Genomic DNA, 21,514 nt, shown 5'->3' on the forward strand with positions numbered 1-21,514 from the left:
CTTAATTTACACCCACATTAATAAAAATCATAATATTTAAAAGAATTAGTAAATGGAAAAGAATGTAACAGTACCAGCTAAAACTAAAAAGGGAGGTCTTAACCCTGTGATTACTATGATCATTTTAATTGCAATCGCAATGGGGATCTTCAGATTTGTATTTGGAGCAGAAGGTAATTTCGAAGGAGGTGATGTAGAAAAAGGTAATCCTTTAAACTTTTTAGGAATTATTCATAAAGGAGGGGTGATTATTCCATTCTTAATGTCTTTCTTCTTTATGGTAATCGTTTTCTCAATTGACCGTGTTATCGCTTTAAACAAAGCAAAAGGAACAGGGTCTGCTGAGAAGTTTGTAAATGACATTCGTGCTTTATTAAACAAAAATGAGGTTAACAAAGCAATTGAATTATGTGACAAACAAAAAGGAGCTGTAGGTAACGTAGTTAAAGAAGGTTTAACAACTTACAAAGCTTTAGAAAACGACACAACGTTAAACAAAGAGCAAAAATTAGCTCAATTAGGTAAAACGTTAGAAGAAGCGACTACATTAGAAATGCCAACGTTAGAGAAAAACATGACAATCATTTCTACAATTGCTTCTGTAGGTACGTTAATCGCCTTAATGGGTACAGTAATCGGGATGATTAAAGCATTCTTCGCATTAGGTGAAGGTGGAGGATCTCCAGATGCAGCTCAATTATCAGTAGGTATTGCCGAAGCCTTAATTAATACAGGTATGGGTATTGGTGCTTCTGCATTCGCTATTATTATGTATGCTTTCTTAACTTCTAAAATTGATGATTTAACATTCAAAATTGACGAAGTAGGAATGAGTATCCAACAATCTTTCTCTGCTCACAATTAATATTCAATTGACGAAGCCTTAGAAGGATAGTATAAGGACAAAATCAAACAACAAACAATTTAGAATATTAATTAATAATACAGAGAAAATGGCAAGAGTAAAACCAAAAAGAAGAGGTCCTTCGATGGACTTAACAGCTATGTCTGACATGGCTTGGCTTTTGTTAACTTTCTTTATTTTGACATCTAACTTTAGAGAACCTGAAGTTGTTCCTGTCGTAACACCAACATCTGTTTCGAACCAAAAAATGGCAGCTGAAAACATGATGATCATTAAAATTGATGGTGAAGGTAAGTTCTTATTCGGATTAGAAGAAAAGGATCGTATCGCAACATTAGAGAAGATGGGTGATAAGTACGGAGTAAAGTTTACAGATGCTGAAAAGAATGCATTCAAAAGCATAGTAGAGTTTGGTGTACCAATGAAAGAGATGAGAAATTATTTGAATCAGCCTGCTGATAAACAACAATCATATCATCCTGGTATTCCATTAGATACGATACCTGAGAAAAATCAAGAATTAATTGATTGGGTATTTGAAGCAAAAGAAGTGAACCCAGATGTTTTCTTAGCAATTAAAGGGGATCAAAAATCTGAATACAAACAATTCAAAAATTTGATTCAACAATTGCAAATGAAAAATATGAATAAGTTCCAGTTAATTACATCTCAAGAATAATTATTAAGAAATTAGAAAATGGCACAAATAGAAAGTCACGATGACGGTGGCGGAAAGAAAGTCCGTTCCAAAAAGAATTCGACGAAAGTCGATATGGCTCCTTTGGTTGATTTAGGTTTCTTATTAATTACTTTCTTTATGTTTGCAGCGACATCGATCAAACCAAACGTAATGAACTTGAACATGCCTCCAAAAATTGATACACCAAAACCAACAGATATTCCTGAAATTAAATTAGCAAACTCTTTGTCTATTTTAATTGGAAAGGATAACAAGTTATTTTGGCATCAACAAGATGAGGCAGGATTAAATGTAGGAACACTTAATGAAACTGACTACTCTAAAGTTCGTGATGTTATTACAGCAGCACAAGGTAGAGCAGATAAAGATAAGTTTACAGTAATTATTAAACCGATGGATGATGCCACGTATGATAATTTAGTAACTATCTTAGATGAAATGGAAATTACAAAGTCTACTCGTTACGGAATCGTACCTGTTGCACCTTTTGAACAAAAAGTGTTTGACGAAAAAGTAGGTAAATAATTAGTTTAATTGTTAAATTTAAAAGAATTAAAATGTCAGAAAATAACAACAAACTAAAATCCTTAGACGAGATAGTATTTGAAGGTAGAAATAAAGCGTATGGAGCTTATGACATGAGAATGTCAGAGAAGAGTACTTTATTGAAAGCTTTCATTCGTGGATTTATAGTAATTGCGATTTTAGCTTTTGGTCTTATTGCTTCTGCGACAGGTTTGTTTGAAAGTAAAAAGTCAGAAGATGTAGTCGTAGATGTTCAGCTTGAGGATTTGAATATTCCTGAACCTCCAAAAGAGGAGGAAGTAGTTGAACCAGAACCACCAAAACCAGAGCCAGAACAAAGATATCAAGAAGAAACAGCTCAGGTGAAAGTGGTTATGCCAGAACCTAAAGCTCAGCCTAAAAAAGAAGAAACCGTTCCTGAAGTAAAGGAAATGGCAGATAAAGATTTAGGTTTAGTAGATAGAGAAGGTCCAAAATCAACAACACAAACTGGTGGTGCTAATGAAGTAAATACTAAAAAAGAAGCACCAAAAGATACGCCAGCGACTCCTAACCCAGGAAAAGGTACAGAACCTGCTGCTCCATCTACAGTAACTGCTCGTACAGCGGCTGTAATGGCGGTATATCCTGGTTGTGAGAAAGATGCTGCAAAAGGTAAACAAGCTGCTACAGACTGTTTATCTAGAAAGTTATCTCAAGATTTACAAGACGAGTTGCAAGATTTTGCGAATGATGCTGCTGGTCAAGGTTTATCAGGTGTTGTAGCTGCAAAACTTTCATTCCAAATTGATACGAATGGTAGAATTGTAGGTATTTCTCCAATGGGTGATGCTAAATTAGGTCCTGAAGCTAAAAAAGCTTTAGAGCGTATTACACAACGTCAACAAAAAAGAGGAAAAACGATTGTTCCTGCTCAAACAGAAGATGGTCGTGCTGCGAAGTTGAATTTCAACATTCCAGTTAAAATGCAAATTGAGTAAGACTTAATTTCATATATAAAAAAGAGGCTAAAATTAATTAGCCTCTTTTTTTGTGTATAATTTTTAGAACACATTTTATGTTTTTAATAAAATCCGCGTTGGTTTTCTTTATCAGATTTGATAAAATTAAAAAGCATCTTCAATTGAATGAAGATGCTTTTTTGATTATAAGAGTTATTATTAATTTAAAACGTAAAGCCTTTTAATAAACTTGTGTATCGCTCAATTCCGTGTTCTATTTCTGATAAATAAATATATTCGTCAGGAGTATGAGAACGAGCAGAATCTCCAGGTCCCATTTTTACCGTTTCGAAATTCATCATTGCTTGATCTGACATCGTTGGTGAACCATAAGTTGTACAACCTAATTCGATTCCTTTTTGTACAATTGGATGATTTTCTGAAATGCGTGAAGAATTTAAACGCAATGAACGTGCTTTAACTTCTGCTTTTGGCAAACAACTTGAAATAATATCAACAACTTCTGGATTTGAATATAATTCGTTTACACGACAATCTACAACCAAACGACATTCATCAGGAACTACATTGTGTTGTTTTCCTGCTTCAATTTGTGTAACTGTCATTTTTACTGGTCCTAACATATCAGAAACTCTTTCGAATTGATAAGTTTTGAACCAATTCATCACATCAATTGCTTCGTAAATAGCATTTACACCTTCATTTCTTGCAGCATGTCCAGTTTTTCCTTTTACAATTACGTCCATCACAACCAAACCACGTTCTGCAATTGCCATGTCCATTTGCGTAGGTTCTCCTACAATTCCCAAATCGATTTTTGGTAGATTCGGTAAAATACTTGCAACATTCAATTGGCCTGAACTTTCTTCTTCAGCCGTAATTGCGACAATCAGATTAAATGGTAAATCATCATTCAAGAAATTGATATACGTTGCCAATAAACTTACCGCAGAAGCTCCTGCATCATTACTTCCTAAACCTACTAATTTATCACCTTCTATCGTTGCTTTCAATGGATCATACGTCCAAGAAGAACCAAATTTTACCGTGTCATGATGAGAGTTTAATAAAATTGTTTTTTTGTTCTCATCAAAATTTGGATGAATACTCCAAACATTGTTATTCTGACGATGAGCTGTAGCGCCATGATCAGTTAAAAACTTGAAAATAATATCGGCCGTTTTATCTTCTTCACTTGAAAAAGATTGAGTTTCGATTAATTGACACAACAAATCGACAGCTTTCTTTTTGAGAACAGCTAATTCTAACATAAAATTGTTTTAATCTCTGAGTTAATGTTGCGCGCGTGTACCAAACATACATTTTTTACACCCGCATTGATTACTTTGAATGAATTGTCTAATTTCGGAATCATTCCTTCGAAAATTACACCTTCTTCTTTTAACTGCAAATATAAAGTTTCGTTAATTTTTGGGATCAATGTTGTGTCATCATTTACATCATGAAGTACACCAATTTTATCAAAACAGAAATTTAACTCTACTTCATTTTCTTGTGACATTGCAACCGCAATTGTAGAGGCAATAGTATCTGCATTGGTGTTTAACAATTGTCCATTTCCATCATGTGTAATTGCACAAACAACTGGCGTAATATTGTTGTCAATTAATAATTGAAATAATTCTTTGTTGACGCTTTTATCATTCAAATCTCCTACAAAACCATAATCAATAGTTTTTACAGGACGCTTAGAACCTTTTATAGCATTACCATCTGCACCCGATAAACCTAACGCATTGCATCCAAATTCTTGCAATTTAGAAACGATAGATTTGTTCAAATTTCCTGCATATAATCCTGTCACAACATCCAATGTTGGTTTGTCTGTAATGCGACGACCTTCGATCATTTTTGGTTCGATTCCCAATTGATTTAACATCTTCGAAGCACCTTTTCCTCCACCATGAACCAAAATTTTTGGTTCTTTAATTTCGGAAAACGTTTGTAGGAATTGCTCTAAGTCTTGCTCGTTATCGATAATTCCGCCTCCTATTTTAATAATTTTCAACATTTTAATAAATATGTAAATTTTGTTTGCTTTTTTTTGGTGATACAAAAATATAATATTTAACTTTGCATCTCAGTATAATAACTGAATATCTTGTTGATTAATGGAAGAAATTACTGAAATTGTTCTTCTCAATTATGAGAGTAGCTTTCGCAATGAAAGCACACCTTTTGGTTCTCATATTTTACTTAAGTGTGATGACAAAAGGTCATCTTTTCTCAGTTCCTCTTTATTAATCGACTTTCCCTTAAATTATGTATGTTAGAATAGCAAATGCAGATGATGCCAAGTACACAGAATTGTTGTGCGAATGGTACGAAGAATCAGCTCGTATGAGAAAAACGGGTATTGCTAAACGAAATCCAGTTTATCTTGAACGCAAAATGCGTAATGGAAATGCTGTGATTGCTTTTGATGATGATGATCAAATAGCAGGGTTTAGCTACATAGAAACGTACGAAGAAGAAAAATTCGTCGTAAACTCAGGTTTAATTGTTCGTACAGATTTAAGGAGTTCAGGAATTGGACGCGAAATAAAACATGCTGTTTTTGAATTGTCACGTACAAAATTCCCGAAATCAAAAATCTTTAGTATTACAACTTCTTTAGCTGTAATGCGTATGAACACAAAATTAGGATACAAGCCAGTAACATTTTCGGAATTAACACAATCGGATGAATTTTGGAATGGATGTAAAAGTTGTAAAAACTTTCACATCTTGATGGAAAATGATCGCGAGCGTTGTATTTGTACAGGATTGGTTTATGATAACCTTGATGACGAGTACGCTAAGCGCGCATTGGCAAATCAATCAAAAAAAGAAGATGAATAAATATACGAACTAAGGTTTTTTTTTGTCTAAAATGAGTATATTTGCATAAAATTTCGAATAAATATTCAAAATGAGTAATAAAAAATACAGATTCCAGATTATAAAAGATTTAATAACAGATCAAGAAATAAGTAATCAAGACGAATTATTAAAAAAATTAATCGATTTAGATATCACCGTTACTCAAGCAACTTTATCGAGAGATTTACGCGAATTGAAAGTTTCAAAAGTTCCTAATAGTTCGGGACAATACATTTATCGCCTTACAGAAAGTGCTGCTCCAACGGCAACCGTTACACATAACGAAAATGCAAGTTTGATTTTCTCTAAAAATTTGGGAGTTATCAAAACAAAACCAGGTTATGCAAACAGAATTGCTTTTGAGATTGACAACACACATTTCAATACTATAATTGGAACAATAGCTGGAGACGATACAGTATTAATCGTAATGAAAGAAGAGAGTAGCCGAGAAGAGGTTACCAATGAATTAAGAAGAATTATTCCCAATATAAACAAATAAACAAGCAATGAGCAACAAAGCAGTTTTAGCTTACAGTGGAGGTTTAGATACATCGTACTGTTTGGTTAACTTAACAAAAGATCAAGGAATGGAAGTGCACACAGTAATTGTAAATACTGGTGGATTTTCGGCAGAAGAGTTAAAAGATATCGAAGCACGTGCCTACGAATTAGGTTCTTCTAAACACGTGACAATCGATATTACAGATAAATATTACAACGATTGTGTTCGCTACTTAATCTACGGAAACATCTTGAAAAATAACACTTATCCATTATCAGTAAGTGCAGAACGTATGTTTCAGTCAATTGCAATTGCTCAGTATGCAAAAGATGTAGATGCAGAATACATTGTACATGGATCTACAGGAGCAGGAAACGATCAAATTCGTTTTGATGTTGCTTTTGCAGTTATCTCACCACAATCTAAAATTATTACTCCAATTCGCGACGAAAAATTATCTCGTCAACAAGAGGTAGAATATTTACAAGCAAATGGTGTAAACTATAGTTGGGAAAAAGCTAAATACTCTATTAACAGAGGAATTTGGGGAACATCTGTTGGTGGAGTAGAAACATTAACATCTAACCAAGCGTTACCAGAAGATGCTTATCCAACACAATTATCAAGAACAGAACCATCTGTTATAGAAATTGAATTTGAGAAAGGTATTCCAGTAGGTTTAGATGGAGAAAAATTATCTCCAGTAGCATTAATTCAAAAATTAAACGAAATCGGTGGTGAATATGCAATTGGTCGCGACATCCACGTAGGAGATACAATTTTAGGTATCAAAGGACGTGTAGGTTTCGAAGCGCCAGCAGCTTATTTATTAATCAAAGCTCACCACTTATTAGAAAAACATACACTTACAAGATGGCAATTGTTGCACAAAGATTCGTTATCAAACTGGTACGGAACTTTATTGCACGAAGCACAATACTTGGATCCAGTAATGCGTGATATCGAAGCATTCTTAGAATCTTCTCAAAATCATGTAACAGGAAAAGTGAAAGTACAATTAAATCCTTATCATTTCTCAATGATTGGAATCGAATCGCCTTATGATATGATGCAATCTAAAGTCGCTACTTATGGAGAAGAAAACGAAGCTTGGGACAGTAGAGATGCAAGAGGTTTCATCAAAATATTCGGTAATCAATTAAAGATTGTTCATAGTTTCGATTAATTGATTCTTTAAAGTGGATTCTAACGAGTCCACTTTATTTTAGAAATATAGTAGAGGTATTATACCTTAAAAAAACACGCGCAAAACATAACAAATGACAAACAAAATTAACGTAAGCATTGTAGGAGGTGCTGGCTACACAGCAGGCGAACTGCTAAGAATATTGATACATCACCCGATGGTTAATATTTCGTCTGTGTACAGTACATCAAATGCAGGCAACCCCGTTACCAAAGTGCACGACGATTTGTTTGGAGAAACTGACATCGTATTTTCGGATAAAATAGACGAAAATGCTGATGTCGTTTTTTTATGCCTTGGTCACGGAAAATCGGCAGAGTTTTTACAAAACAATACTTACTCAGCCAACACAAAAATTATTGATTTGAGCAACGATTTTCGATTAAATGAGAACCACATTTTCGAAGATAGAACGTTTGCTTACGGTTTACCAGAATTAGACCGAGAAGCAATCAAAACAGCTCAAAATATTGCAAATCCAGGTTGTTTTGCAACGGCTATTCAGTTAGCATTGTTACCATTGGCAGTGAATAATGAAATCAAAAATGATATTCACATCAATGCTGTAACGGGTTCTACAGGTGCCGGACAAAGTTTATCTGCTTCTACGCACTTTAGTTGGCGAAATAATAACGTTTCTTTCTACAAAGAATTTACGCATCAACATGAAGGAGAAATTTACCAAACATTGAATCAATTAGAAAAAGATTTCAATAACAAAGTATATTTTTTACCAATGCGAGGAGATTTTGCGCGCGGAATTTTAGCAGGTGTTTATTTAAAATCTGATTTATCAGAAGAAGAAGCAAAAAATATCTTCAATGAATATTACAAAAACGAACCTTTTACACATGTTTCTGATGCTCCAATTGCTCTGAAACAAGTTGTAAATACTAATAAATGTTTTTTACACGTACAGAAACAAGATGATGTATTGTTAATTACTTCTATCATTGATAATTTAACAAAAGGAGCTTCTGGACAAGCCGTAGAAAACATGAATTTGATGTTCGGTTGGGAAGAAAACTTAGGACTTAATCTTAAAACGGTGGCGTTTTAAAGAGTTGTACGTTATAAGTAATAAGTTGTACGTTCTATGCAGGATTATAAGAAATTAAAAGTTTGGGAATTAAGTCACGAATTAACATTAGTGGTTTATCAAAAAACTTCTGTTTTTCCGAAAGAAGAATTATTTGGTTTGATATCTCAGCTTCGTAGAGCTTCAAGTTCAATTCCAACTAACATAGCAGAAGGATGTGGAAGATTTTCACAAAAAGAGTTATCGCAATTCTTAAATATTAGTTTAGGATCAGCCAATGAAACATCATACTTATTATTCTTATCAAAGGATTTAAACTATATCACCGCAGAAGATTTTCAAGATTTAGAAAATAAAATTGAGCAAATTAAAGCGATGTTAATCAAATTAATCCAAAAAATTAAAAACGTATAACTTACAACGTAATACATAAAACATAAACAAAAATGAAACTATTCGACGTATATCCATTAATGAATGTAACTCCGGTTAAAGCTAAAGATTGTATTCTTTGGGACGAGAACGGAAAAGAATATTTGGACCTTTATGGAGGTCACGCAGTGATTTCTATCGGTCACTCGCATCCATATTATGTTGAGAAATTAACAGAACAAATTAATAATATCGGGTTTTATTCAAACTCAGTAAATATCCCGATTCAGCAAGAATTGGCAGAAAAATTAGGAAAAGCATCAGGTTACGAGGATTATACTTTATTTTTAATCAACTCTGGAGCTGAAGCCAACGAAAATGCAGTGAAATTAGCGTCTTTTCATACAGGAAAAGATCGTGTAATTGCGTTTAAAGATGCGTTTCACGGACGTACTTCTGGAACAGTTGCTTTAACAGATAACCCAAAAATTGTTGCGCCTTATAATGCTCATCACAAAGTATCTTTCGTAGAATATAACATTGATGAAGTGAAAGAAGTAATCGCTGGAGGAGATGTTGCAGCAGTAATTTACGAACCAATTCAAGGAGTTGGAGGAATCATTTTACCTTCTGACGAATTTGTACAAGAATTAAGAAAAGTATGTACAGAAAACGGAGTGGTTTTAATCGCAGATGAAATTCAATGTGGTTACGGACGCTCAGGGAAATTCTTTGCACATCAACATTCTGGTATCAAAGCAGATTTGATTACGATGGCAAAAGGAATGGGGAATGGATTTCCAATCGGTGGTGTTTTAATTTCTCCAGAATTTAAAGCTTCTTACGGATTATTAGGAACAACTTTTGGAGGAAATCATTTAGCTTGTGCTGCAGCGGTAGCCGTTTTAGATGTGATTGAGCAAGAAAACTTAATCGAAAATGCAAAAGAAATTGGAGAATATGTTGGAATCCAATTAAATAAATTTCCAAAAATTAAAGAAGTTCGTGGTCGAGGATCAATGATTGGAATCGAGTTTGATTTCCCAATCGGCGAATTAAAAAATAACTTAGTTACAAAACACAATATTTTTGTAGGCTACGCTGGTACAAACGTTATTCGTTTATTACCACCTTTAACAGTAACAAAACAATACATAGATAAATTCATATCAGCTTTAGAAACTGAAATTAACATTATCATCAATGGATAAGACAGTAAAATTAGTATTCCAAGACGGATTAGAAATCGAAGGAAAATCTTTCGGTGCGTATACTTCTGCCGCAGGAGAAGTAGTATTCAACACAGCTTTGGTTGGATATAATGAAAGTTTGACTGACCCTTCTTACAAAGGGCAGATTATGGTGATGACAGCTCCAATGATCGGAAACTATGGTGTTCCAGATGATAAAGCAATGATTAATGAAATTGAAGCTTGGATGGAATCGAACCAAATTCAAGTAACTGGATTGGTTGTTTCTTATTATGCTGATGATTATTCGCATTGGAACGCTATTCAAAAATTAGGAGTTTGGTTAGAAAGTCAAAACATTCCTGGTATTTATGGTGTTGATACACGTATGATTACAAAAAAATTACGTGAGCAAGGTTCTACTTTAGGAAAAATTGTTGCTGATACAGATGTCGCATACTATGATCCAAATGAAGATAATTTAGTAGATCAAGTTTCTTGTAAAGAAGTGATTCGTTACAACGAAGGTGCTGATATTAAAATTGTTTTGATTGATTGTGGAGTGAAAAATAACATCATCCGTTGTTTTGTAAATCGTGATGTTGAGGTAATTCGAGTTCCTTGGGATTATGATTATTCAACATTAGAATATGATGGATTATTTATCTCGAATGGACCTGGTGATCCAGCTTTATGTGTTCCTACAATTAATAATATCAAAGAATCTTTGAAAGGAGATAAACCAATTTTCGGAATTTGTTTAGGAAATCAATTGGTAAGTTTAGCAGCTGGTGCATCTACTTTTAAATTAAAATACGGACACCGTTCGCACAATCAACCTGTACAATTAGTAGGAACAAAAAGATGTTTCATTACATCTCAAAACCACGGTTTCGCAGTAGATGATTCGAAATTACCAGAAGGATTTAAAACATTCTTTACGAACTTAAATGATGGAACATGTGAAGGAATTCGTCACGAATCAAAACCAATTTTTACAGTTCAATTCCACCCAGAAGCAATGGGAGGACCAGTTGATACAGAATATTTATTTGATGAGTTCATCGAAGAAGTAAAAAAATATAAAAACGCTAACGCATAATCAGAATCACGATGTTAAAAAAAGATATTAAAAAAGTATTAGTATTAGGATCAGGAGCATTAAAAATTGGTCAAGCTGGTGAGTTTGATTATTCTGGTTCGCAAGCGTTAAAAGCGTTAAAAGAAGAAGGAATTAAAACAGTTTTAATTAATCCAAATATTGCAACTGTTCAAACTTCTGAAGGAATTGCAGACGAAGTTTACTTCTTACCTGTAACGCCTTACTTTGTGGAAGAAGTCATTAAAAAAGAAAAACCAGACGGAGTTTTAGTTGCCTTTGGAGGACAAACAGCTTTAAACTGTGCGGTTGAATTAAATAAAGAAAATATATTCGAGAAATATGGTGTTGAGGTTTTAGGAACTCAAATTCCAGTAATTGAAGCAACGGAAGATCGTGATATTTTCATCGAAAAATTAGACCAAATTGGTGTTTTAACTGCTCGTTCAGAAGCAGTAGAAACTGTAGAAGACGCAATGGCAGCTGGTAAACGCATCGGTTTCCCATTAATCATTCGTGCGGCGTACGCTTTAGGAGGTTTAGGTTCTGGTTTCGCAAATAACGAAGAAGAATTATTAGATTTAGTTGAAAAAGCATTCAATTATTCTTCTCAAGTTTTAGTGGAAGAGTCATTAAAAGGATGGAAAGAAATTGAGTACGAAGTAGTTCGTGATTCTTACGATAACTGTATCACAGTTTGTAACATGGAGAACTTCGATCCGATTGGAGTTCATACTGGAGAGTCAATCGTTATTGCACCTTCTCAAACTTTATCAAATTCAGAATATCATAAATTACGTGAAGTTGCCATTCGCACAATTCGCCATCTTGGTGTAGTTGGAGAATGTAACATTCAATATGCTTTCGATACTGTTTCAGAAGAATATCGTGTAATCGAAGTTAACGCTCGCTTATCTCGTTCGTCAGCTTTGGCGTCAAAAGCAACAGGTTATCCTTTAGCTTTCGTGGCTGCTAAATTAGCTTTAGGTTATTCTTTAGATGAGTTAAAAAATAGTGTAACGCAAACGACATCTGCGATGTTCGAGCCAGCGTTGGATTACTGTGTAGTGAAATTGCCTCGTTGGGATTTAAATAAATTTTACGGAGTTCGTCGTAACATTGGTTCTGCAATGAAATCTGTTGGAGAAGTAATGGCAGTTGGACGTTCTTTTGAAGAAGCAATTCAGAAAGGAGTTCGTATGTTAGATATTGGACATAGAGGTTTCGTAGCAAATGGATTCAAAATTCCAGAAGGTGAATCGTTGGATACATGGTTAGCTGAGCCAAATGACGAGCGTTTATACGCGATTACTGAAGCTTTCAAAGCGGGATATTCGATTGAAAAAATTCACGATTTAACAAAAATCGATTTATGGTTTTTACAACGTTTAGAAAGAATTTTTAATGTATCAAAAGAATTTGAAGCATTAGAAAGATTTGAACAAGTTGAAGCAGATTTAGTAAAACGTGCAAAATTATTAGGATTCTCGGATCAACAAATTGCAGTTTTAGTAAAAGGAGATCAAAACGTACACAGAAACGAATTAACAGTTCGTGAATTACGTAAAAACTTCGGAATTAAACCTGTTGTAAAACAAATTGATACGTTAGCAGCAGAATTCCCAGCACAAACAAATTATTTATATGTAACCTATCACGGAACTGAAAATGATTTGGAGCCAGAAACTGAGAAAGCAGTTTGTATTTTAGGATCTGGAGTTTATCGTATTGGTTCGTCTGTAGAGTTTGACTGGTGTTCTGTAAATGCAGCGCATACAGCATCAAAAAATGGTTACAAAACAATTATCATCAACTATAATCCAGAAACGGTTTCGACAGATTATGATGAGTCAGATCGTTTATACTTCGAAGAATTGTCTTTTGAACGTGTAATGGATATTTTAGATTTTGAACAACCTAAAGGAACAATTATTTCGACAGGAGGTCAAATTCCGAATAACTTAGCGATGAAATTGTACGATCAATCAATTAATATTTTAGGAACTTCTCCTTTAAGAATTGATGATGCAGAAAATCGTCACAAATTCTCAGAAATATTAGATGAATTAGGAATCGATCAACCACGTTGGAAAGAGCTTTCTTCTTTAGAAGCGATTCACAAATTTGTGGAAGAAGTTAATTTCCCAGTGTTAATTCGTCCTTCTTATGTCTTATCTGGAGCTGCGATGAACGTAGTTTCGAATACACATGAGCTAGATGCTTTCTTGAAATTAGCGAAAGAAGTTTCTCCTGATTATCCAGTTGTAGTTTCAGAATTCGTACAAGGAGCAAAAGAAATTGAGTTGGATGCAGTTTGTCAAAATGGAGAAATTGTAGATTACGCAGTTTCTGAACACGTAGAATTTGCGGGAGTTCACTCAGGAGATGCAACAATGTATTATCCACCACAAAAAGTGTACATCGAAACAATTCGTCAAATGCGTAAAGTTGCAGCGAAAATTGCAAAACGTTTCGAAATTTCTGGACCAATGAACATTCAGTTTTTATCAAAAAATAATACAGTTCGTGTTATCGAAACTAATATTCGTGCTTCTCGTTCGTTTCCATTCGTATCGAAAGTTGCAGGAAATAATTTAATCGAAAAAGCAACAAAAGTTTTATTAGGATTAGAAGTAGAAAAAGGACATTCAGAAGTCGTTTACGATTTAGATTATGTAGGAGTGAAAGCTTCTCAGTTCTCATTTACACGTTTAGCAGGAGCTGACCCAGTTTTATCAGTTGACATGTCTTCGACAGGAGAAGTAGGGTGTATCGGTGATACAGCAGAAGAAGCTTTATTAAAATCAATGTTATCTGTTGGATATGAAATTCCTGAGAAAACCGTTTTAATTTCTGGTGGACCAATTGCTTCTAAAGTTGCTTTATTAGAGCCTGCGAAACAATTAATCGCAAAAGGTTACAAAATTTATGCAACAGAAGGAACGCACAAATTTTTTACAGAAAATGATGTGTATTCTACGCTTGTTTACTGGCCTTCTGATAAAAAAGAGCCAAATGTAATGTCTTATTTACATGACAAGAAAATTGATATGGTGATCAACATTCCGAAAAACTTAACAAAAGCGGAATTAGACAACGATTATCAAATTCGTCGTACAGCTGTAGATTTCAATATTCCGTTGGTAACAAATGCACGTTTAGCTTCGGCTTTCATTAATGCATTTACAAAATTATCGATGGATGATTTAAAAATCAAAACTTGGAATGAATACCGTAATAAATAGAAATTAGAATCTAGATATTAGAAGTTAGAAAGCCTCGCATTTGCGAGGCTTTTTTTATGTTATTTTTTTGAATTTGTCATTCCGACAAAAGAAGGAATCTAAATTTAATGCGAAGCTGAAACGAGTTCAATTTAAGTCATCCTGAACTTGTTTCAGGAACACATCATACGTGATTGCCTAATAATCTTGATTAAACATGAAGAAATGAATACACAATAATTCCAATAACAATTATTGAGAAAATAAACGTATTAATTCCTAAAAGTATAGCACCTTTAATTGTTGTAATGATAAATCCTTGGTTATAGAGTTTTTTCAACGCAAGGAAAAAGTAAACAATAATATATAAAACAATCAATGTATTAATTAAAGCTATTATGGCTGATACAGCATTACTATCAATATAATTTGAAAGTTTATTCAAAAGAAAAATTACCAAAATTGATAAAAGAATTACCGTAAAATAATGCAGTGTAAAAATTCCGTGATCAAAATACCACCATTTCTTTTTGTTGTAAAAAATCCATAAGAAGAAAGCAAACAAAGGCATGTATACAAACAAAACTTTCGGAATGACATGCAAAGATTTCTCAACAATAGCTTCTCCTAATTGTTCATCAGAAACCTTTCTTTTTCTCAACTCTTGGTATTTTTCAATAAAGGGAGATAATATTGGAACGTTATTTTTTACTTTAGATTGCAAGTTTTCAATAGATTCCTCGTTCAAATCTTCTAAAGAGTTTGCATTTTTATTTTTTTCAACTTCAGATTTTATTTTTGCACTTTGCTCGACAGTTGTCAATCCTTTGTTCTGTAAAGTGTCTATTGTAGCATTAAGTGCTTTTTGAATTTTTTCAGTATTTTCTATTGATATAGGTTCATTGGAACTATCATTATATTCAGTTTTATGAGAAGGAAATATAGAAATAAGGAAAAACGTTACAAAACTGACAAAAATGTACATTTTAACAGGATTAACAGAACTATTTCGTTTACCACTCAAATATTCTTTGGTTAAAACTCCAGGTTTCAAAAATAGTTTTTTGATTGTTTGCCAAAAACTTCCATCGTAATGAACAAAATCTTCGATAAAGTGAGTAAATAAAAAGTGAAACGGTTGACGTGTTTCTACATTTTCTTGTCCGCAATGTGTGCAATAATGTTCTTCTACGTAATGTCCACAATTTTGGCAATTATGATCTTCTCTTAGTTTTCCGTGACTCATGTGTTAATTCTTAGTGATGATAAATCTATAAAAAGATTATTTATTTTGAAATAATCACGAAGAAATATTTGATTAAATATAGATTAAGAAAATTAGCTTTTTTGTCTTTCTAAGTCATCCTGAACTTGTTTTAGGATCACATCATTTTATGATAAACTAAAGATAGATTCTCTACTTCGCTTCGTTCTAAATGACAATTGAGTAAATGTCATTCCGATGAAAGGAGGAATCTAAATTTATTTTCTTTTTCTAAAATTGAAAAATATACTAATAGTCAATAAAAATCCTAAAAGACTTAAACCTATCCAATAATATTTATTTCTTTTTTCGGCTGATAATTTATACAATTCAAACTCTTTTTGGATTAAATTCTCTTTACTTGAATTTGGAGGAGGCGGAATATTAAGAGTGTTTTTTTTCAGATATTCTTTACTAAGTTTTTCTAATTCTTCTAATTCAGATTGTTCAACAAATTTTAAATCAGAAGTTCTTGTACAAATATTTGTATAGATGCTAAAATCTGTGATAAATCCATAAATTAAATAGGTTTCATTTAATTCGAAGTTACTTCCGCAACCTCCAAACATTGATGAGGCAGGTGTGTAAATAGTTGTATAATATTTTTGTTTTTTATTTGTAATATCTATATTTTTTTTGAAATTTTTCTCGATTTCAAATGTATAAGCAAAAACAGGATTTGAAGAATAATCATAAAGAGTTGTATCAATTTTAATGACTTTTCCTATTATAATTTCATCAAATTCATCAAATGAATTTTTAACAGATGGAAATTCTCCACAACTACAACCAAACGTAAAAGTTGAGATTAAAAATATGAAAGTAAAAAAGTATTTCATTCAAATCAGTGTTTCCTCTAATTTACAATATTTATCCAAACAAAAAATCCACTTCAACAGAAGTGGATTTTTTTATTTCTTGTAAAAATAGTTAGCTTAAAACTCAGCGAAAAAAGCTTCTACTTTTTCTACGCCGTTTGCATCTAAAGCTTCAACCAATTCTTTTTTGATTTCAGTTAATTCTTTCTTTTTCGCTTTTTTCAAAACTGGTTTTGCAGTTTCCAAAAAGTTTTCGATTTGTTCTAAACCACGAGAACTTAAGAATTTTTCGTCTGTTTTTTTCAATTTAGCGTAAACTTGTACCAACATTCTACATTGTTCCAAAGCCAAAACGTATTCTTTTACAGTTTCTAACGTAATCATGTAATGCAACATCAATTGTACTGAAGGCATATTACGTTGATGACCAAATTTCGTGTATTTTTCTAATGCAATTCCAAAAGATTCTTTACTACGTTCGATATTTTTATTTAAAGCTGCAGAAATGACAACATTAAACCAATCGTCTGAATTATCAGAGTTTTGAGCGATATCGAAAAATGCATTATCCGCATTCTCAAAATCTTGTAAACTATAATATGATAAAGCAATTAATTTCTTAGCATCGTACATTTGTTTTGGGTCTTTTGCATCCAATAAACCTTCACAAATTTTGATACACATCTCGAAATTGCTGTTTCCAAATAAATCTCTCGCAGTGTTCAACAACGAATTAGTCGCATTCTGTTCCAACGCTTGCTCGTACATAAATTGACGCGCTCTCAAAACATCCTCGTATGTGATATAATCGTAATTGATTTTCATTTTTTTCGTCTCTTTGTTAATTCGCAACTAAATTAATTAAATCTTTAAGAAAGTACTTAATTATTTATCTTTTTTTAATAAATGTCGAATCACCGTTTCTGCCGCATGCAACCCGAATAAACCAGGCATCCACGAATTAGTTCCGTAAAACGATTTTTTATAATTTTTTCCATCCGTTAATTTAACCGAAGATTCATCAGGAACTTCTGTCGAAAAAACAGCTTTTACACCTTTATTAATTCCTTCTTTTTTTAATCGTTTTCTAACATTTTTTGCCAAAGGACAAACATCTGTTTTACTAATATCACGCACTTGTACTTTGCTTGCCAAATATTTTCCTCCAGCGCCCATATTGCTGATTACTTTAATTTTTTTGCGTTTTGCAGCTAAAATCAAATTAATTTTTGGTGTAACAGAATCGATGCAATCTAACACATAATCAAAATCTGGTGTGACGATTTCGTGTGTACGTTCTGGACTCAAAAATTCGTTGATACGCGTTAATTCTAATTCAGGATTAATGTCCATTAAACGATCGCCAACGATGTCTACTTTGTTCATTCCAACAGTTGAGTGTAAAGCGGGTAATTGTCGATTAATATTTGTAATATCAACAGTATCACCATCAACAATTGTCATTTTTCCAACTCCTGCGCGTGCGATAAATTCTGCGGCAAAAGAGCCAACTCCACCTAAACCAACAACTAAAATGTTCGAATTTTTTAGGATTTCTAAACCTTCTTCTTTGAATAATAATTCAGCTCTTTCTTGCCAAACTGCCATTGAAATGTATTTTAATTATGATTGAACTTCGTAACCGAAAACTGCTTTCCAATTTTCTGCTTGTTGAAGTTGTAATTCTTCGATTGTAATTTTTCTCAAATCCGCTGCAAAAGTATAAATTTCTTCAATAGAAATTTCGCTTGCATCATTCTCCAAAAAGAATTGATTCGCAGAAAGATTTGCAAATATAATTTGTAAGTTTTTGTTTGATAGAAGATTTTTACCAAAAGATGCAAAACAATTTTGCGCAATAATTTGATTGAGTAACTGTTCATTCTTATTGAAACCATGAAAAATAAACGGAATCGTCAATTTCATTTGTTTTCGAATCTGTAAAATTTCTTGATAAGCACGAACCGAATGTATAATGACTGGAAGTTGATATTGCATCGCAATTTCTAACTGTTTTTTAAAAACGTTGATTTGTAATTCAAAATCTGTTTCGCACAATTTATCTAATCCAATTTCACCGATTGCTAAACAGTTTTTATTCGAAATAGTTTGATTAATAATTTCGATTTCTTCCTTTATTGATGAGGTTTTGATGTAAGCTGGATGAATCCCAATTGAAAATAATTTAGCTTCATTATTCAACTCATTTGGAAACTGATTATACAGTTCCAAAACATCTGTTTGATCGGATAAATGATGTGTATGCGCGTTGAGAAACATAGTTCAAATTTAATCTTTTTCAATGATTTTTCGAAATGTTAAAATAGGAATAGAATTTGCTATAGGAATTTGAATGAATTCAGATCATATTTTAAGTCCAAAAATGTTGAAGTTTTTGCCATGGCTTGGTGCGATGGCAATTTTTATGCAAGCTTTGGACGCTACAATTTTAAATACATCTTTACCTACAATTGCAAAAGAATTAGGAAAATCGCCTTTAGAAATTCAGTCGATTATTGTTGCGTATACGTTAACAATCGCTTTGTTAATTCCTTTGAGTGGTTGGCTTTCGGATAAATACGGAACGAAAAAAGTTTTTCAATCTGCTATACTGATTTTTACACTTGGATCCACACTTTGCGCATTTGCCACAACTTTACCTTTTTTAGTCATTTCACGCGTTATACAAGCGATTGGAGGATCGATGATGGTTCCTGTTGTACGTTTAGCAATTTTATATGCTTATCCAAAAAGTGAATTATTAAAAGTAATTAATTTTATCACCATACCAGGGTTAATAGGACCACTTTTAGGACCAACAATTGGAGGTATTTTGGTTGAAACTTTATCATGGCATTGGATTTTCATCGTGAATATTCCATTCGGAATTATTGCACTTTGGATGACAACTTTTGCGATCCCCGATTTTAAACATCCAGTTTTTAAATTTGATATCAGAGGTTTGATTCTTTTTAGTGGAGGAGTTACTGTCTTAACATTGATTATGGAATTGACATCTTCTCGTGTGATTGGCCTGCAAACTGTATTGGCATTGACTGTAGTTTCTGCCTTTTTGATTGGTTTGTATATTTATCATGCAAAACATAAACAACATCCTTTAATCGATTTGAATTTGTTTAACATTAGAACTTTGCGAATTGGTATTATAGGAAATCTTATTACACGATTAGGAATTGGAGGAATACCTTTTCTTATTCCGCTTTTATTGCAAGTTGGTTATGGATATTCGGCTACTGTAGCGGGATTAATTATGATTCCATCTGCAACAAGTAACATTATTGCAAAATCGTTTGTTGTGCCAATTGTGAATAAATTTGGTTATCGAAATACGTTGATTTCCAATACAATAACTTTAGGGTTAATCATTTGTATGTTTTTCTTTTTAGAATCGAAATCACCAATTTATTATATCATTCCGTTAATGGTTTTGAATGGATTTTTTAGTTCAATTCAATTTACGGCGATGAATACCTTGTCTTTAGCAGATTTGGACGAAAATACATCCAGCGAAGGGAATAGTTTATTATCGGTTACACAACAATTATCACTAACATTTGGAATTTCTGTAGCTGCATTAATTTTAGGTGTTTTTAGACAAGCAGGATTTGTAAATGGAGTGGAAGTACAAGCTTTTCGTTATTCATTTTTGACGATGGGCGTGATGACTATTTTATCAACTTACATCTTTTTCAAATTAAGAGAATCTGATGGCGCTTCAATGTCGGGGAAGAAATAAAATTTAGAACATAAAAAAATCTCTACCAAGTAGAGATTTTTTTCGTTTTATATTATTTTGATTTAATCATTGTAAAAATGATGGCGAAGTTCACCTTTCAAGTTTGCTTCGTATTGCGTTTTGAATTCTTCTTTCGAAAGGTTTTGACCTAATAAATAAATGGCTTTGGTAATTGCAGCTTCCATTGTCAAATCATAACTCGAAATTGCGCCCATATTTAGTAACGCATCACTTGTAGCATAACGTCCAAGTTCTACCATTCCGCCAGCACATTGCGTGTTGATGATAAGATGAACTCCTTTATTCGTTACTTCTTCCAGCAATTCAATAAACCAACTATCGGTAAAAATATTTCCTGTTCCGAAAGCCTCAATAATAAAAGCTTTCATGTTCGGAGCGTTTAAAACACTTTCGATAAAAGAACGATTCATTCCAGGGAAAATCTTCAAGACACCAACATCAGCATTTAGATTTTTGTTGATCGAAAGTTTATCCGTAACAACATTTTTTAACAATAAATCTTCTTTCACTTCCAGATGAACACCGGAAACTCCAATTACTGGATAATTCGGCGACTCGAAAGCATCAAAGTTTTCTGCATTAATCTTAGTTGTTCTATTCGCACGAAACAATTTATATTCAAAATACACACAAACTTCCTTGATAATTGGTTTGTCATTTTTACGTAACGAAGCCAATTGAATCGAAGTAATTAAGTTTTCTTTCGCATCTGTGCGCAAATCTCCAATTGGTAATTGCGAACCAGTGAAAATGACAGGTTTCTCGAGGTTATCAATCATAAAACTCATTGCAGAAGCTGTATACGCCATTGTATCTGTTCCGTGCAAAACAACAAAACCATCATAGTTTTCGTAGTTTTGTTGAATGGTTTCGGCAATTTCTATCCAATATTTAGGTTTCATATCAGACGAATCTATAGGCGTATCGAAACTATGATAATCGAAAGAACAATCTAACAGACCCAATTCCGGAATTTGTTTCAACAAATTATCAAAATTGAAAGGTTTCAAGGATTGGTCACCATAATCTTTCGCCATTCCAATTGTTCCTCCTGTGTAAATTAATAAAATTTTTGTTTGCATG

Annotated in this window: 21 protein-coding genes; 13 read left to right on the forward strand and 8 right to left on the reverse strand. The window is 33.0% G+C overall.

The genetic code is table 11. The features are described from left to right. Nucleotides 1-52: 52 nt before the first annotated feature. The 4 genes from B2217_RS11625 (at nucleotide 53) to B2217_RS11640 (ending at nucleotide 3,070) form a co-directional block, all read left to right on the forward strand. Nucleotides 53-865 (forward strand): MotA/TolQ/ExbB proton channel family protein, encoded by an 813-nt coding sequence (locus B2217_RS11625; RefSeq protein WP_180905949.1) that lies wholly within the window; start codon nucleotides 53-55, stop codon nucleotides 863-865. A gap of 88 nt (nucleotides 866-953) precedes the next feature. Further along, complete coding sequence (locus tag B2217_RS11630) at nucleotides 954-1,544, forward strand: biopolymer transporter ExbD (RefSeq protein ID WP_180905950.1); 591 nt, start codon at nucleotides 954-956, stop codon at nucleotides 1,542-1,544. An 18-nt stretch (nucleotides 1,545-1,562) separates the two neighbouring features. Further along, nucleotides 1,563-2,090 (forward strand): ExbD/TolR family protein, encoded by a 528-nt coding sequence (locus tag B2217_RS11635; RefSeq protein ID WP_180905951.1) that lies wholly within the window; start codon nucleotides 1,563-1,565, stop codon nucleotides 2,088-2,090. A gap of 32 nt (nucleotides 2,091-2,122) precedes the next feature. Next, nucleotides 2,123-3,070, forward strand: a complete 948-nt coding sequence (locus B2217_RS11640) for a hypothetical protein (RefSeq protein ID WP_180905952.1) — start codon at nucleotides 2,123-2,125, stop codon at nucleotides 3,068-3,070. Between the two features lie 185 nt (nucleotides 3,071-3,255). Here the strand turns inward: B2217_RS11640 and B2217_RS11645 are convergent, their stop codons facing one another. Next, nucleotides 3,256-4,323, reverse strand: a complete 1,068-nt coding sequence (locus B2217_RS11645; protein WP_180905953.1) for a M20 family metallo-hydrolase — start codon at nucleotides 4,321-4,323, stop codon at nucleotides 3,256-3,258. Then, nucleotides 4,317-5,084: an acetylglutamate kinase gene (gene argB / locus B2217_RS11650; protein ID WP_180905954.1), complete on the reverse strand. Its 768-nt coding sequence runs from the start codon at nucleotides 5,082-5,084 to the stop codon at nucleotides 4,317-4,319. Before argB ends, B2217_RS11645 begins: the two co-directional genes overlap by 7 nt. Before the next feature lie 251 nt (nucleotides 5,085-5,335). On the opposite strand from argB, the gene B2217_RS11655 reads away from it, so the two are divergent. The 8 genes from B2217_RS11655 (at nucleotide 5,336) to carB (ending at nucleotide 14,592) form a co-directional block, all read left to right on the forward strand. Continuing rightward, nucleotides 5,336-5,914 carry a GNAT family N-acetyltransferase gene (locus tag B2217_RS11655; protein WP_180905955.1) on the forward strand — a complete coding sequence of 193 codons (579 nt, stop codon included), beginning with the start codon at nucleotides 5,336-5,338 and terminating at the stop codon, nucleotides 5,912-5,914. A 70-nt stretch (nucleotides 5,915-5,984) separates the two neighbouring features. Beyond that, nucleotides 5,985-6,437: an arginine repressor gene (locus B2217_RS11660; RefSeq protein WP_180905956.1), complete on the forward strand. Its 453-nt coding sequence runs from the start codon at nucleotides 5,985-5,987 to the stop codon at nucleotides 6,435-6,437. A gap of 7 nt (nucleotides 6,438-6,444) precedes the next feature. Continuing rightward, nucleotides 6,445-7,626 (forward strand): argininosuccinate synthase, encoded by a 1,182-nt coding sequence (gene argG / locus B2217_RS11665; RefSeq protein WP_180905957.1) that lies wholly within the window; start codon nucleotides 6,445-6,447, stop codon nucleotides 7,624-7,626. 94 nt (nucleotides 7,627-7,720) lie between these two features. Further along, the gene (gene argC / locus B2217_RS11670) at nucleotides 7,721-8,707 is read left to right on the forward strand and encodes an N-acetyl-gamma-glutamyl-phosphate reductase (RefSeq protein WP_180905958.1); all 987 of its coding nucleotides are present in this window, start codon (nucleotides 7,721-7,723) and stop codon (nucleotides 8,705-8,707) included. A 36-nt stretch (nucleotides 8,708-8,743) separates the two neighbouring features. After that, entirely contained in the window at nucleotides 8,744-9,100 is a 357-nt protein-coding gene (locus tag B2217_RS11675; protein ID WP_180905959.1) for a four helix bundle protein, read from the forward strand. Between the two features lie 32 nt (nucleotides 9,101-9,132). Next, nucleotides 9,133-10,269 carry an aspartate aminotransferase family protein gene (locus tag B2217_RS11680; protein WP_180905960.1) on the forward strand — a complete coding sequence of 379 codons (1,137 nt, stop codon included), beginning with the start codon at nucleotides 9,133-9,135 and terminating at the stop codon, nucleotides 10,267-10,269. Further along, entirely contained in the window at nucleotides 10,262-11,350 is a 1,089-nt protein-coding gene (carA, locus tag B2217_RS11685; protein ID WP_114999100.1) for a glutamine-hydrolyzing carbamoyl-phosphate synthase small subunit, read from the forward strand. Before B2217_RS11680 ends, carA begins: the two co-directional genes overlap by 8 nt. An 11-nt stretch (nucleotides 11,351-11,361) precedes the next feature. After that, a complete protein-coding gene (gene carB, locus B2217_RS11690) occupies nucleotides 11,362-14,592 on the forward strand; it encodes a carbamoyl-phosphate synthase (glutamine-hydrolyzing) large subunit (protein ID WP_219034921.1) in 3,231 nt (1,076 codons plus the stop codon). Nucleotides 14,593-14,782: 190 nt separating this feature from the next. Here carB and B2217_RS11695 read toward each other — a convergent pair whose 3' ends face one another. The 5 genes from B2217_RS11695 to B2217_RS11715 all read right to left on the reverse strand — a co-directional run bounded on the left by B2217_RS11695 (nucleotide 14,783) and on the right by B2217_RS11715 (nucleotide 18,933). Then, on the reverse strand, nucleotides 14,783-15,817 hold the full coding sequence (locus B2217_RS11695) for a DUF3667 domain-containing protein (protein WP_180905962.1): 1,035 nt from the start codon (nucleotides 15,815-15,817) through the stop codon (nucleotides 14,783-14,785). A 236-nt stretch (nucleotides 15,818-16,053) separates the two neighbouring features. After that, entirely contained in the window at nucleotides 16,054-16,674 is a 621-nt protein-coding gene (locus B2217_RS11700) for a hypothetical protein (protein WP_038336845.1), read from the reverse strand. A gap of 96 nt (nucleotides 16,675-16,770) precedes the next feature. Beyond that, complete coding sequence (locus B2217_RS11705; RefSeq protein ID WP_038336844.1) at nucleotides 16,771-17,478, reverse strand: hypothetical protein; 708 nt, start codon at nucleotides 17,476-17,478, stop codon at nucleotides 16,771-16,773. A 60-nt stretch (nucleotides 17,479-17,538) separates the two neighbouring features. Next, a complete protein-coding gene (locus B2217_RS11710) occupies nucleotides 17,539-18,261 on the reverse strand; it encodes a tRNA threonylcarbamoyladenosine dehydratase (protein ID WP_038336843.1) in 723 nt (240 codons plus the stop codon). Between the two features lie 15 nt (nucleotides 18,262-18,276). Further along, nucleotides 18,277-18,933 carry a TatD family hydrolase gene (locus B2217_RS11715; protein ID WP_180905963.1) on the reverse strand — a complete coding sequence of 219 codons (657 nt, stop codon included), beginning with the start codon at nucleotides 18,931-18,933 and terminating at the stop codon, nucleotides 18,277-18,279. A gap of 73 nt (nucleotides 18,934-19,006) precedes the next feature. Here B2217_RS11715 and mdtD point away from each other — a divergent pair, with 73 nt between their 5' ends. After that, nucleotides 19,007-20,410, forward strand: coding sequence for a multidrug transporter subunit MdtD (gene mdtD / locus B2217_RS11720; protein ID WP_038336841.1), 1,404 nt, complete (start codon nucleotides 19,007-19,009; stop codon nucleotides 20,408-20,410). Nucleotides 20,411-20,472: 62 nt separating this feature from the next. Here mdtD and B2217_RS11725 read toward each other — a convergent pair whose 3' ends face one another. Then, entirely contained in the window at nucleotides 20,473-21,513 is a 1,041-nt protein-coding gene (locus B2217_RS11725) for an asparaginase (protein WP_180905964.1), read from the reverse strand. Nucleotide 21,514 lies beyond the last annotated feature (1 nt).

The sequence above is a fragment of the Empedobacter sp. UBA7620 genome (assembly GCF_002484185.1).
GTDB classification, from domain to species: domain Bacteria; phylum Bacteroidota; class Bacteroidia; order Flavobacteriales; family Weeksellaceae; genus Empedobacter; species Empedobacter falsenii_C.

Excerpts from the sequence above, each read along its gene's own strand:
- B2217_RS11625 (WP_180905949.1), top strand. The coding sequence starts at position 53 with ATGGAAAAGAATGTAACAGTACCAGCTAAAACTAAAAAGGGAGGTCTT.
- B2217_RS11630 (WP_180905950.1), top strand. The coding sequence starts at position 954 with ATGGCAAGAGTAAAACCAAAAAGAAGAGGTCCTTCGATGGACTTAACA.
- B2217_RS11635 (WP_180905951.1), top strand. The coding sequence starts at position 1,563 with ATGGCACAAATAGAAAGTCACGATGACGGTGGCGGAAAGAAAGTCCGT.
- B2217_RS11640 (WP_180905952.1), top strand. The coding sequence starts at position 2,123 with ATGTCAGAAAATAACAACAAACTAAAATCCTTAGACGAGATAGTATTT.
- B2217_RS11645 (WP_180905953.1), bottom strand. The coding sequence starts at position 4,323 with ATGTTAGAATTAGCTGTTCTCAAAAAGAAAGCTGTCGATTTGTTGTGT.
- argB (WP_180905954.1), bottom strand. The coding sequence starts at position 5,084 with ATGTTGAAAATTATTAAAATAGGAGGCGGAATTATCGATAACGAGCAA.
- B2217_RS11655 (WP_180905955.1), top strand. The coding sequence starts at position 5,336 with ATGTATGTTAGAATAGCAAATGCAGATGATGCCAAGTACACAGAATTG.
- B2217_RS11660 (WP_180905956.1), top strand. The coding sequence starts at position 5,985 with ATGAGTAATAAAAAATACAGATTCCAGATTATAAAAGATTTAATAACA.
- argG (WP_180905957.1), top strand. The coding sequence starts at position 6,445 with ATGAGCAACAAAGCAGTTTTAGCTTACAGTGGAGGTTTAGATACATCG.
- argC (WP_180905958.1), top strand. The coding sequence starts at position 7,721 with ATGACAAACAAAATTAACGTAAGCATTGTAGGAGGTGCTGGCTACACA.
- B2217_RS11675 (WP_180905959.1), top strand. The coding sequence starts at position 8,744 with ATGCAGGATTATAAGAAATTAAAAGTTTGGGAATTAAGTCACGAATTA.
- B2217_RS11680 (WP_180905960.1), top strand. The coding sequence starts at position 9,133 with ATGAAACTATTCGACGTATATCCATTAATGAATGTAACTCCGGTTAAA.
- carA (WP_114999100.1), top strand. The coding sequence starts at position 10,262 with ATGGATAAGACAGTAAAATTAGTATTCCAAGACGGATTAGAAATCGAA.
- carB (WP_219034921.1), top strand. The coding sequence starts at position 11,362 with ATGTTAAAAAAAGATATTAAAAAAGTATTAGTATTAGGATCAGGAGCA.
- B2217_RS11695 (WP_180905962.1), bottom strand. The coding sequence starts at position 15,817 with ATGAGTCACGGAAAACTAAGAGAAGATCATAATTGCCAAAATTGTGGA.
- B2217_RS11700 (WP_038336845.1), bottom strand. The coding sequence starts at position 16,674 with ATGAAATACTTTTTTACTTTCATATTTTTAATCTCAACTTTTACGTTT.
- B2217_RS11705 (WP_038336844.1), bottom strand. The coding sequence starts at position 17,478 with ATGAAAATCAATTACGATTATATCACATACGAGGATGTTTTGAGAGCG.
- B2217_RS11710 (WP_038336843.1), bottom strand. The coding sequence starts at position 18,261 with ATGGCAGTTTGGCAAGAAAGAGCTGAATTATTATTCAAAGAAGAAGGT.
- B2217_RS11715 (WP_180905963.1), bottom strand. The coding sequence starts at position 18,933 with ATGTTTCTCAACGCGCATACACATCATTTATCCGATCAAACAGATGTT.
- mdtD (WP_038336841.1), top strand. The coding sequence starts at position 19,007 with ATGAATTCAGATCATATTTTAAGTCCAAAAATGTTGAAGTTTTTGCCA.
- B2217_RS11725 (WP_180905964.1), bottom strand. The coding sequence starts at position 21,513 with ATGCAAACAAAAATTTTATTAATTTACACAGGAGGAACAATTGGAATG.